This is a genomic window from Streptosporangium sp. NPDC051022 (assembly GCF_040683035.1).
Taxonomy (GTDB): Bacteria; Actinomycetota; Actinomycetes; order Streptosporangiales; family Streptosporangiaceae; genus Streptosporangium.
Window position 1 is genome coordinate 220767 of record NZ_JBFBCF010000008.1, and the last position, 9833, is coordinate 230599.

Annotated in this window: 11 protein-coding genes; 6 read left to right on the top strand and 5 right to left on the bottom strand. The window is 69.3% G+C overall.

All coding sequences use genetic code 11. The features are described 5' to 3' along the window. Positions 1-177: 177 nt before the first annotated feature. The 6 genes from AB0N02_RS16825 to AB0N02_RS16850 all read left to right on the top strand — a co-directional run bounded on the left by AB0N02_RS16825 (position 178) and on the right by AB0N02_RS16850 (position 5757). The gene (locus AB0N02_RS16825) at positions 178-1590 is read left to right on the top strand and encodes a nucleobase:cation symporter-2 family protein (RefSeq protein WP_363946757.1); all 1413 of its coding nucleotides are present in this window, start codon (positions 178-180) and stop codon (positions 1588-1590) included. A 59-nt stretch (positions 1591-1649) separates the two neighbouring features. Then, positions 1650-2867, top strand: coding sequence for an aromatic ring-hydroxylating dioxygenase subunit alpha (locus AB0N02_RS16830; RefSeq protein WP_363946759.1), 1218 nt, complete (start codon positions 1650-1652; stop codon positions 2865-2867). A 34-nt stretch (positions 2868-2901) separates the two neighbouring features. Next, entirely contained in the window at positions 2902-3096 is a 195-nt protein-coding gene (locus AB0N02_RS16835) for a ferredoxin (RefSeq protein ID WP_363946762.1), read from the top strand. Positions 3097-3102: 6 nt separating this feature from the next. Further along, positions 3103-4350, top strand: coding sequence for an FAD-dependent oxidoreductase (locus AB0N02_RS16840; protein WP_363946765.1), 1248 nt, complete (start codon positions 3103-3105; stop codon positions 4348-4350). Beyond that, entirely contained in the window at positions 4347-4928 is a 582-nt protein-coding gene (locus AB0N02_RS16845) for a hypothetical protein (protein WP_363946768.1), read from the top strand. Before AB0N02_RS16840 ends, AB0N02_RS16845 begins: the two co-directional genes overlap by 4 nt. Before the next feature lie 70 nt (positions 4929-4998). Next, the gene (locus tag AB0N02_RS16850) at positions 4999-5757 is read left to right on the top strand and encodes an enoyl-CoA hydratase-related protein (RefSeq protein WP_363946771.1); all 759 of its coding nucleotides are present in this window, start codon (positions 4999-5001) and stop codon (positions 5755-5757) included. A gap of 137 nt (positions 5758-5894) precedes the next feature. On the opposite strand, the gene AB0N02_RS16855 is transcribed toward AB0N02_RS16850, so the two are convergent. From AB0N02_RS16855 to AB0N02_RS16875, 5 genes are read right to left on the bottom strand one after another with little or no spacing between them, the layout of a single operon-like run. Next, on the bottom strand, positions 5895-8285 hold the full coding sequence (locus tag AB0N02_RS16855) for an excinuclease ABC subunit UvrA (protein ID WP_363946774.1): 2391 nt from the start codon (positions 8283-8285) through the stop codon (positions 5895-5897). A gap of 48 nt (positions 8286-8333) precedes the next feature. Further along, complete coding sequence (locus tag AB0N02_RS16860; RefSeq protein WP_363946777.1) at positions 8334-8786, bottom strand: pyridoxamine 5'-phosphate oxidase family protein; 453 nt, start codon at positions 8784-8786, stop codon at positions 8334-8336. 5 nt (positions 8787-8791) lie between these two features. Then, on the bottom strand, positions 8792-8959 hold the full coding sequence (locus AB0N02_RS16865; protein ID WP_363946780.1) for a hypothetical protein: 168 nt from the start codon (positions 8957-8959) through the stop codon (positions 8792-8794). Next, positions 8956-9366: a VOC family protein gene (locus AB0N02_RS16870; protein ID WP_363946783.1), complete on the bottom strand. Its 411-nt coding sequence runs from the start codon at positions 9364-9366 to the stop codon at positions 8956-8958. Before AB0N02_RS16870 ends, AB0N02_RS16865 begins: the two co-directional genes overlap by 4 nt. Positions 9367-9371: 5 nt before the next feature. Beyond that, positions 9372-9821: a helix-turn-helix transcriptional regulator gene (locus tag AB0N02_RS16875; RefSeq protein ID WP_363946786.1), complete on the bottom strand. Its 450-nt coding sequence runs from the start codon at positions 9819-9821 to the stop codon at positions 9372-9374. Positions 9822-9833: the final 12 nt, after the last annotated feature.

The window sequence follows — 9833 nt, forward strand, 5'->3', positions numbered from 1 at the left end:
CCGCAGTACCGGATACCCACTGTGATAGCTCTCCGATGACGACCCCCAAGCGTCGGAGCAGCGAGGATCCCTGCAGACGCAGGTATCGCACACGTCCGCCCATAGCTCCGGATCATGGCCTTTGAGACGCCGCCGGAGGGACCAGGGCGCGTTCCACTCAGTGCCCAGGAGACCGTCGTGTCACCTACCGTCCGCGCACCCCAGGCAACGGCTTCCGAACGCCACCCGGTAGACGAAGTCCTGCCCATCCCCCAGATGTTCTTCTTCGGCCTGCAACACATGCTGATCATGTACGCGGGCTGTGTGGCCGTCCCGCTCGTGCTCGGCGCGGTACTCAAACTCGACACGCACACCATCGCGTTGATCGTCAACGCCGACCTGCTGGTGGCCGGAATCGCCACCATCGTCCAGAGCGTCGGGCTCACCCGCTTCTTCGGCATCCGGATGCCGGTGGTCGCGGGCGCCTCGTTCACCTTCCTCACCCCGATGATCCTGATCGGCTCCGAGTACGGCCTGCCGACCATGTACGGCTCGATGATCGCCGCCGGCATCTTCGGAATACTGATCGCCCGGCCGTTCTCCAAGGTGCTGAGGTTCTTCCCGACCCTCGTCACCGGCTGCGTGATCACGATCATCGGACTCTCACTGATCAAGGTGAGCGCCGATCTGATCATCGGTTCCGATCCGGCCGCGGCGGACTACGCGAGCGTGCGGTACATCCTGCTGGCCTTCGCCGTCGTGGCGATCATCGTGCTGGTGAGCCGCCTGTTCGGCGGGTTCGTCCGCAACGTGGCGGTGCTCTTCGGCCTCGTCATCGGGGCGGTGATCGCCTGGTTCATGGGCCTGACCGACTTCTCGTCCGTGGGCGGAGCCAAGTGGTTCGGCTTCTCCACGCCGCTGCAGTTCGGCGCGCCGGAGTTCCGGCTCGTGCCGATCATCGCGATGTGCGTGGCCATGGTCGTGGTCTTCAGCGAGATGACCGCGTGCGTTCTCGCCATCGGGAACGCCGTCGGCAAGAAGGTCACCGACAAGGACATGGCCCGGGGACTGGCGACCGACGGCCTCGCCGCCCTGCTCGCCGGGTTCATGAACTCCGTCCCGGACTCCACGTTCGGGCAGAACGTCGGGCTGATCAGCCTGACCAAGGTCAAGAGTCGTTATGTCATCACGGTCACCGGCGTACTCCTGGTGATCATGGGTGCCATCCCCAAACTCGGCGAGGTCGTCGCGAGCCTGCCCGGTCCCGTGATCGGCGGCGCCGGTCTGGTGATGTTCGCGATGACGGCGGCCGTGGGCATCCAGATGCTGCAGAAGGTCGACTTCGAGGGCAACCAGAACCTGCTCATCGTCGCCGTCGCTCTCGGCGTCGGCATGCTGCCGGTCGCGGTACCCGCCATCTACCAGAACTTCAGCCAGGACGCACAGTTCATCCTCGGCAGCGCCATCACGGCCACCGTGCTGGTGGCGTTGCTCCTCAACCTGCTCTTCAACCACCTGCTGGTGCGCAAGAGCCCACCGGCAGCCGTGGCGGCCGAGAGAACAGACACCGATGAGAGCCCCGGGACACCGGTGGCGGACGGCGCGGTCTGACTCTCACGCCCCGGCGTCATCTCACACGTATCGCAGTACCCCTAAGGAGCACCACGATCATGGGTCAGGCGCCCGTCTCAGCGAACATCCGGCGGATCCTCAAGGTCATCGAAGAGGGCTCGCGCGACATGGCCACCGGCTGGAACCTCCCCCGCGAGTGCTATGTCGACCCGGAGTTCTACGCCTTCGAGCAGGAGGCCGTCTTCATGCGGCAGTGGCTGTGCCTCGGCCGCGTCGACGAGATCCCGAAGCCCGGTGACTTCGTTCGCATCGACATGGGCGACGAGCCCCTGATGATGGTCCGCGGCAGGGACATGGAGATCCGGGTCCTCAGCCCGATCTGCGCGCACCGGGCCCACCTGGTGTGCGAGGGATCGGGGAACACCGGCAGGCTCTTCCGCTGTCCCTTCCACGCCTGGACCTACGGGCTGGACGGAAACCTCATCGCGGCGCCCTCCATGAACGACACCATCGGCCTCAAGAACCTGAAGGGAGAGGCCTATCTGCCCTCGCACCGGGTCGAGATCTGGAACGGCTTCGTCTTCACCAACCTCGACCCGGACGCGAAGCCGCTCGCGCCCACGCTCACCAAGCTGACCGCCGAGCTGGAGAACTACCACATCGGCGACATGGTGAGCATGCCGGTGGCCGAGCTGCGCGACAACAACTGGAACTGGAAGTCCCAGCTGGAGAACGGCATCGAGCCGTACCACAGCGCCTACCTCCACGGCATGCTGCACGACTTCGCGCACGTCAGGCTGACCAGCTTCGTCGACATCAGCCCCGACGAGGGCGCGGTCTACCACCCGACCGGCTTCTACCACGCCGACGCCGGCTTCAACCCGACCACCAAGGCCCTGCTCCCGGTGATCCCGACGCTCGGTGAGAAGGAGCGCAACCAGGTCATCTTCGCCTCGATCCCGCCGAACCTGGGCTTCGGGGCGGTGCCGGAGGGCCTGTTCTACTACCTCGTCCTGCCGGCCGGGCCCGAGCACATGAACCTGCGCATCGGTCACCTGTATCCGGAGGAGTCCACCAAGCACCCCCGCTTCGAGCAGCTCTACAAGATCGCTCAGGACGGTCTCGTCCTCTTCCACCAGCAGGACGCCAGCTCGGACCTCTCCCTGCAGAAGGGCATGCGCTCCCGCTTCCGCCGTCCCGGCCGCTACTCCTACCAGGAGGAGTCGCTCCTGCAGTTCAACCAGTGGCTGCTGAAGCGCTACCAGGACTACGCGGACTCGGTCGACGGCGCCCTCGAGCCCTCGGCCACCTCCTGACCGGCGAGACCACCCCTTTGCGTGAGGACACGACATGAAAATCACGGTTGACCGCACCCTGTGCGACGGGAACGGCGTGTGCATGGGCATCGCCCCCGACGTCTTCGACATCGACGACGACCTGTACCTGCACATCGCGGACGAGATCCCGGACGACCCGGCCACTCAGGCCCAGGTCCGGCAGGCGATCACCTCCTGCCCGGTCCTCGCCCTGACCCTGGAGGAATAGGCGACCGTGGTCGGCAACACCTCGCAGACCATCGTGGTGGCCGGCGGCTCCCTCGCCGGCCACACCGTGGTCGCCGAACTCGACCGGCGCGGCTTCACCGGCGAAGTCGTCTGGGTACGGGGCCCCGAGGGCGAGGCCCCCTACTCCCGGCCTGCCCTGTCCAAGGAACTCATCCAGGGCAAGGTCACCCCCGAGGCGATCCGCCTGCCCGCCCCGGAGGAGTACCGTATCCGGCTGCGGATCGTGGACCGCGCGGTGTGCGCGCGGCTCGACCCGGACGCCGACCGGGTGCTGGTCACCCATGAGACGGAGGCCGGAAAGGAGCCGTCCGACGGCGAATGGCTCCCCTTCGACGCCCTGTTCGTCTGCACCGGGATGCGCGCCCGCCTGCCGGAGGGGTTCGCGGGGCTGCCGGGGGTCCACTGCCTGCGGACCCTCGCCGACGCCGAGCGGATCAGGGAACGGCTGGCCGACCGGCCCCGCACGGTGGTCGTCGGCGCCGGCCTGGTCGGCAGTGAGATGGCCGCGTCGCTGCGGTCCTGCGGCCTGCCGGTGGAACTGGTCGTGCAGGGGCTGCTGCCGATGGAGCCCGTGTTCGGCGCCGAGCTGGGACGGTTCTGCCTGGACCAGCACCACGCCCGCGGTGTCACGACCCGGCTGGGGGCGACCGTCACCGCGCTGTCGGCGGAAGGGCCCACGGGCCCGGTCACGCTGACCTTCGACGACGGCGGGGAGACCTCGGCCGACCTGGTCGTCCTCGGGCTCGGCGCGGTGACCACCTGCGGCTGGCTGGAGGGCTGCGGGCTCGACCTCTCCGACGGTCTCGGCTGCGACGAGGCCCTGCGCACCGCGCGGCCGAACATCTTCGCGGCCGGGGACGTCGCCAACTGGAGGAACCCCGTCTTCGGGCGCCGGATGCGGGTCGAGCACTGGAGCAACGCGTCGGCCCAGGCACGGCACGCCGTCGAGAGCTGGCAGGCCGGGCAGGAGGGCCGGGAGGCCCCGGCCTTCGCGGACGTGCCGTACTTCTGGTCCGACCAGTACGGGCTCAAGTACCAGATGGTCGGGCACGCGCGCGGCCACGACGAGGTCCAGGTCGAGAGGACGGGGACGGACGGACATCCGTTCGTGACCTACCTCCGGGAGGGCCGGGTCGTCGCCGCGGCCGGGATCAACGCGCCGCGTGCGGTGATGCGGATGAAGGCCCGCATCCAGACCGAAGGAATGACGACCCAGGGGGTGTACACAAGGTGAACGTCGATCCCACCGGGGACGGCACGATGCACGCACACGACGGCGGCCGGGCCGGAGACGGCACGACGCACGCGAACGGCGGCCACGACGGCGGCCGGGCCGGGGACGCCGCGCTGTTCGAGGTGATCCGGGACAACATGTGGTCGCTGCTGAGCGACCGCTACCGCACCAACCGCCGTGCCTCCCACGAGCCGACCGAGGACGAGTATCTCCACGACCGGCCCTTCTGGCCCGCGTTCACCTTCGAAGAGGTGAGGTACGCGGTGGAGGAGGGCAAGGACCGGCTCCTGGTGATCTTCCACGACACGGACGTCCCCGACGGCACGCTGGGCTTCCGGATCGACCTGGTCGCGGCCATGGCCGAATGGTCCCGGCGGGTCGGCGGGCGGCTTCCGCACGAGCACCCGGAGATGTTCGCGGCGGAACTGATCTGGTTCATGGTCTGCTTCATCGGCGTCGCCGACTTCGACGGCGCGGCCGGTACGCCCGGGTCCCCGCACTGGATCAACAACGGCTCCGAGATCTTCGGAAAGCTCAAGAACAACCCCAACATGAACACCTTCGACTCCCACCACTGACGTCTCTCCTGACGTCCCCGCTGATGTCCCTCGGCCCGGGCTCGGGCCGACCGAAAGGCCAGGACCACCCATGGCAGTTGTCGAGATCGAAAAGCCCCGCGACGGCGTCGCGATCGTCAGGCTCAACCGGCCCGAGGTGCGAAACGCGCTCAACACCGAGGTACGTGAGCTGCTCGCCGCCGCCATCGACACCCTCAACAAGGACGACGACATCGGCGCGATCGTCCTGACCGGCGGCGACACCGTCTTCGCCGTCGGTGCCGACCTGAACGAACAGGCCGACCGCGACGTGGTGGGCGCGATCCGCGCCTACACCCACCAGGCGTTCTGGTACAGCGGCAAGCCGGTGATCGCCGCCGTGAACGGAGACGCGTTCGGCGGTGGCAACGAGTTCATCCTCCAGTGCGACTTCGTCATCGCCGCGGAGAACGCGCGCTTCGCCCAGACCGAGGTCACCATCGGCCTGGTGCCCGGCGGCGGCGCGACCCAGCGGCTGCCCCGGACCATCGGACGGCAGAACGCGCTGTACGCCCTCCTCACCGGCATGCCCATGAGCGCGGCCGACGCCCACCGGCTCGGCTACGTCTCCGAGGTGGTCGAGGGAAACGCCGTCGACCGCGCCGTGGAACTGGCCGCGCTGATCGCGTCCCGTCCGCGCCTGGCCGTACGGCAGATCAAGGAGGTCGTACGCCTCGGCCTGGACACCTCCTTCGAGGCCGGGATCGCGCTGGAGCGCCGGGGCTACCAGCTGATGTTCGGCACGCAGGACCTGCGCGAGGGCTTCGCCTCGGTGCGGGAGGGGCGGGAGCCGAAGTTCACCGGCGACTGACGACCCGCGTCGGTGCCGGGCGCGCCGCCGAGCCGTACCGCCGGCTGTGACAGCGCCTCCGCGCCCGGGACCACCGGCAATGCGACCGGGCGGGTTCCCCGATCAACGAGGATCGGGGAACCCGCCCGGTTCGTCGGTCAGGCGCCGACGTAGGCCGCGAGGTGCTCGCCGGTAAGGGTGGAGCGGGCGGCGACGAGGTCGGCGGGGGTGCCCTCGAAGACGATCCGGCCGCCGTCGTGACCGGCGCCGGGGCCGAGGTCGATGATCCAGTCGGCGTGCGCCATGACCGCCTGGTGGTGCTCGACGACGATGACCGACTTGCCGGAGTCGACGAGCCGGTCGAGCAGGCCGAGCAGCTGCTCGACGTCGGCGAGGTGCAGACCGGCGGTCGGCTCGTCGAGGACGTAGACGCCGCCCTTCTCCGCCATGTGGGTGGCCAGCTTGAGCCGCTGCCGCTCGCCGCCGGACAGCGTGGTGAGCGGCTGGCCGAGGCTGAGGTAGCCGAGCCCGACGTCGGCGAGTCGGCGGAGGACGGCGTGCGCGGCCGGCGTGCGCGCCTCGCCGGAGCCGAAGAACTCCGCGGCCTCGGTCACCGGCATCGCGAGCACCTCGCTGATGTCGCGGCCGCCGAGGTGGTGCTCCAGCACCGACGCGCGGAACCGCCTCCCCTCGCACTCCTCGCAGGTGGTGGCGACGCCGGCCATCATCGCCAGGTCGGTGTAGATGACGCCGGCGCCGTTGCAGCCGGGGCAGGCGCCCTCGGAGTTGGCGCTGAACAGCGCCGGCTTCACGCCGTTGGCCTTCGCGAACGCCTTGCGGATCGGGTCGAGCAGGCCGGTGTAGGTCGCCGGGTTGCTCCGCCGCGAGCCGCGGATCGCGCCCTGGTCGACCGACACCACATCCGCGCCCGCGGGGATCGACCCGTGCACGAGGGAGCTCTTGCCGGAGCCGGCGACGCCGGTGACGACGACGAGCACCCCGAGCGGGATGTCGACGTCGACGTCTCGCAGGTTGTGCGCCGTCGCACCGCGGATCTCCAGCTTTCCGGTGGGCGTGCGCACCGTCTCCTTGAGAGCGGCCCGGTCGTCGAGATGGCGGCCGGTGAGGGTGCCGGCGGCCCGCAGTCCCTCGACGGTGCCCTCGAAGCAGACGGTGCCGCCCGCCGTACCGGCGCCGGGGCCGAGATCGATGACGTGGTCGGCGATCGCGATCGTCTCCGGCTTGTGCTCCACGACGAGCACCGTGTTGCCCTTGTCGCGCAGCCGCAGCAGCAGGTCGTTCATCCGCTGGATGTCGTGCGGGTGCAGGCCCGTGGTGGGCTCGTCGAAGACGTAGGTGACGTCGGTGAGCGAGGAGCCGAGGTGGCGGATCATCTTGACGCGCTGCGCCTCACCGCCGGACAGCGTGCCCGAGGACCGGTCGAGCGAGAGGTAGCCCAGGCCGATCTCCACGAACGAGTCGAGAGTCCGCCGCAGCGTGGCGAGCAGCGGCGCCGCCGACGGCTCGTCGAGGCCGCGGACCCATTCGGCCAGGTCGCTGATCTGCATCGCGCAGGCGTCGGCGATGTTGACGCCTGCGATCCGCGACGACCGGGTCATCTCGCTGAGCCGGCTGCCGCCGCAGTCGGGACAGGAGGTGAACGTCACCGCCCGCTCCACGAAGGCCCGGATGTGCGACTGCAGCGCCTCCTTGTCCTTGGACAGCATCGACTTCTGGATCTTCGGGACCAGGCCCTCGTACGTCAGGTTGATGCCGTCGACCTTGATCTTGGTCGGCTCCTTGTAGAGCAGGTCGTGGAGCTCGGCCTTGGTGTACTTCCGGATCGGCTTGCCGGGGTCGAAGAAGCCGCAGCCGCTGAAGATCCGGCCGTACCAGCCGTCCATGCTGTAGCCGGGGATCGTGAGCGCGCCCTCGGCGAGCGACTTGGAGTCGTCGTAGAGCTGGGACAGGTCGATGTCGGTGACCCGGCCCATGCCCTCGCAGCGCGGGCACATGCCGCCGGTGATGCTGAAGTCGCGCCGCTCCTTCACGCTCTTCCCGCCGCGCTCGAACGAGACCGCCCCCGATCCGCTGATGGAGGCGACGTTGAAGGAGAAGGCCTGGGGCGAGCCGATGTGCGGCAGGCCGAGCCGGCTGAAGAGGATGCGCAGCATCGCGTTGGCGTCGGTGACGGTGCCGACCGTGGAGCGGGGGTTGGCCCCCATCCGCTCCTGGTCGACGATGATCGCGGTCGTCAGCCCTTCGAGCACGTCGACCTCGGGCCGCGCCAGTGTCGGCATGAAGCCCTGCACGAAGGCGCTGTAGGTCTCGTTGATCATCCGCTGTGACTCCGCGGCGATCGTGCTGAACACCAGCGAGCTCTTGCCCGAACCCGAGACGCCGGTGAACACCGTCAACCGGCGCTTCGGGATCTCGACATCGACGTCCTTGAGGTTGTTCTCACGCGCGCCGTGCACGCGGATCAGATCGTGGCTGTCGGCGACGTGCGGCGCAGGTGACCGCGTGTCCGTCCTCGGGGCCGTGCTCATCGTCTCTCCATCTGTTGGGCGGGATCGTCCTCGTGGTGGGCCGAGGTGTCAGACCAGCCAGCGGCCGTCGCGCATCAGCTCGCGGCCGGACATCTCGTTCACCTCGCGCCAGGCCTGGACGCGGCGCGGGAAGACGCGGAACCAGCGGTACGGCGTGGCCGACGCACGCGGGTCAAAGCCGGTGCGCGCGGCGAACCGGTCACCCCGCTCCCGCGGCAGCGCGTCGATCTCGAGGACCTCGACCTCACCCTCGATCATGGACACGTCGCGGGTGTGGCCCAGCCCCAGCCGGACGGTCCGGGTGGCGGCCAGGTTCATGCCGGTCGGGCTGTCCGCCGGCGTGGCCATCAGCAACGCCTCGCCGTCCCAGTCGAAGGAGAGCGGCACCATGTACGGCACACCGTCCGCCGAGGCACTGGCCACCCAGACGTCGACGTCGTGGGTGAGCCGGTGTTCGGTGTCGCGGCGACGCCGGGCGGGGGAGCGGGGGTCGGTGTTCATCGGTCCTAGCGGGGGTCGGGGACGTCGCCGTCGAGGTCGGTGACGGTGGTGGCGGCGGTGGCCCCCAGGCGGCCGTCACCGATTCCGTGCGAGGGCTCCTTCACGGCGCCGTGCGCGGGCTCCTTCGCGGTGCCGTCCGGGCGGGGCGTGGTTGTGATCGCCGGACGGTTCACCGCAGTTCCTGGATGCGGATCAGGTTACCCGCGGGATCACGGAAGGCGCAGTCACGGATCCCGTACGGCTGCTCGACCGGCTCCTGGACGACCTCGGTGTCGCCGGCCTGCAGCCGCTCGAAGGTGGCGTCGAGGTCCTTGGTGGCCAGGATGATGCTCGCGTAGGTGCCCTTGGCCATCATCTCGACGACGGTGCGGCGCTCGTCGTCGGTGATGCCGGGGTCGACGGCCGGCGGGTGCAGGACGATGGACGTGCCGGGCTGGTCGGCGGGGCCGACCGTGAGCCAGCGCAGCCCGTTGTATCCGACGTCGTTGCGCACCTCGAATCCGAGGGTGTCGCGGTAGAAGGCCAGGGCGGCGTCCGGGTCGTTGTGCGGGAGGAATGCCTGGTGAATGGTGAGGTTCATGACGGTCAGGCTAGTTGCGGCTTGATTAGCGGCGCTTCTTGATTCCTGACCGGTCTGGTGACCTGTTTCGCGACACACGACGGCATCCCCGCCGTCACGCGGGCGGTCTGGCTCCGGTAGGCGCTGGGCGGTACGCCGACCAGTTCGGTGAAACGGGTGCTGAAGGTGCCCAGCGACGAGCAGCCGACCGCGAAGCAGACCTCGGTGACGCTGAGGTCGCCGCGGCGCAGCAGCGCCATCGCGCGCTCGATGCGCCGCGTCATCAGGTAGCTGTAGGGCGACTCGCCGTAGGCGAGCCGGAACTGACGGCTGAGGTGCCCGGCCGACATGTTCACGCCGCGGGCGAGCGCCTCGACGTCCAGCGGCTGCGCGTACTCCCGGTCGATCCGGTCGCGGACGCGGCGCAGCCGCGCGAGGTCGCGCAGGTGCTGCGCCGGGACGGATCTGCTGGCCATCTGTGAATCGTA

Coding starts and splice junctions, on each gene's coding strand:
- AB0N02_RS16835 (WP_363946762.1), top strand. CDS start 2,902: ATGAAAATCACGGTTGACCGCACCCTGTGCGACGGGAACGGCGTGTGC.
- AB0N02_RS16850 (WP_363946771.1), top strand. CDS start 4,999: ATGGCAGTTGTCGAGATCGAAAAGCCCCGCGACGGCGTCGCGATCGTC.
- AB0N02_RS16875 (WP_363946786.1), bottom strand. CDS start 9,821: ATGGCCAGCAGATCCGTCCCGGCGCAGCACCTGCGCGACCTCGCGCGG.
- AB0N02_RS16830 (WP_363946759.1), top strand. CDS start 1,650: ATGGGTCAGGCGCCCGTCTCAGCGAACATCCGGCGGATCCTCAAGGTC.
- AB0N02_RS16860 (WP_363946777.1), bottom strand. CDS start 8,786: ATGAACACCGACCCCCGCTCCCCCGCCCGGCGTCGCCGCGACACCGAA.
- AB0N02_RS16870 (WP_363946783.1), bottom strand. CDS start 9,366: ATGAACCTCACCATTCACCAGGCATTCCTCCCGCACAACGACCCGGAC.
- AB0N02_RS16855 (WP_363946774.1), bottom strand. CDS start 8,285: ATGAGCACGGCCCCGAGGACGGACACGCGGTCACCTGCGCCGCACGTC.